The organism is Halomonas urmiana (assembly GCF_005780185.1).
In the GTDB taxonomy this organism is placed as follows: Bacteria; Pseudomonadota; Gammaproteobacteria; order Pseudomonadales; family Halomonadaceae; genus Halomonas; species Halomonas urmiana.
This window is the reverse complement of sequence record NZ_VBUI01000067.1, coordinates 1-1,451: the sequence shown is the minus strand read 5'-3', so window position 1 is coordinate 1,451 and position 1,451 is coordinate 1. Positions and strand designations below refer to the sequence as shown.

1 protein-coding gene is annotated in these 1,451 nt (G+C 66.6%); it reads left to right on the top strand.

What is annotated here, in order from left to right:
* Positions 1-1,451, top strand: a 1,451-nt coding sequence (locus FEI13_RS18770) for a DNA-directed RNA polymerase subunit beta' (RefSeq protein ID WP_476729738.1), incomplete at both ends; no start/stop codon positions are given.

Sequence of the window (1,451 nt, the reverse complement as noted above, 5' to 3'; positions counted from 1 at the left end):
CGGAGGTGTGGGACATCCTCGCCGACGTCATCCGCGAGCACCCCGTGCTGCTCAACCGCGCCCCGACCCTGCACCGCCTCGGCATCCAGGCCTTCGAGCCGCTGCTGATCGAGGGCAAGGCGATCCAGCTGCACCCGCTGGTGTGCGCCGCCTACAACGCCGACTTCGACGGTGACCAGATGGCGGTGCACGTGCCGCTGACCCTGGAAGCCCAGCTCGAGGCCCGCGCGCTGATGATGGCCACCAACAACGTGCTGTCACCGGCCAACGGCGAGCCGATCATCGTGCCGTCACAGGACGTGGTGCTGGGGCTGTACTACATGACCCGCGAGCGCATCAACGCCAACGGCGAGGGCATGGTGTTCTCCGGCCTCGACGAGGTGGAGCGCGCCTTCGGCACCCAGAACGTGTCGATGCACGCTCGCGTCAAGGTGCGCCTGGACGAGGTCGAGATCGACGAGGAGACCGGCGAGGAGCGCCATCAGCGCCGCATCTACGACACCACCGTGGGTCGCGCGCTGCTGTTCCGCATCCTGCCGGACGGCGTGCCCTTCGAGCTGGTCGACCAGCCGATGAAGAAGAAGGCCATCTCCAAGCTGATCAACGAGGTGTATCGCCGTGCCGGCCTCAAGCCGGCGGTGATCTTCGCCGACCAGCTGATGTACACCGGCTTCCGCATGGCCACCTGGTCCGGCGCCTCCATCGGCGTCAACGACTTCGTTATCCCGGACGAGAAGGCCGAGATCGTCGAGGCGGCCGAGGACGAGGTGAAGGAGATTGAGGACCAGTTCTCCTCCGGTCTCGTCACCGCCGGCGAGAAGTACAACAAGGTCATCGACATCTGGGCCCGGGCCAACGACCAGGTCGCCAAGGCGATGATGACCGGCATCTCCAAGGAGACCGTGGTGGACCGCGAGGGCAAGGAGGTCGAGCAGGACTCCTTCAACAGCGTCTTCATCATGGCCGACTCCGGCGCCCGGGGTAGTGCCGCTCAGATCCGCCAGCTGGCGGGCATGCGTGGCCTGATGGCCAAGCCGGACGGCTCGATCATCGAGACGCCGATCGTCGCGAACTTCCGCGAGGGCCTGAACGTCCTGCAGTACTTCATCTCGACCCACGGCGCACGTAAGGGCCTGGCGGATACGGCACTCAAGACCGCCAACTCCGGTTACCTGACCCGCCGCCTGGTCGACGTGGCCCAGGACATGGTCATCACCGAGCCGGACTGCGGCACCGAGAAAGGCCTGACCCTGCACCCGGTCATCGAGGGCGGCGACATCATCGTCTCCCTGGCCCAGCGCGTGCTCGGCCGCGTGGTCGCCCAAGACGTGGTCGATCCGGCCAGCGACGAGGTGCTGATCCCGCGCGATACCCTGCTCGACGAGGCCTGGTGTGCCGAGCTCGACACCATGGGTGTCGACGAGATCGTGGTGCGCTCGACCATCACCTGC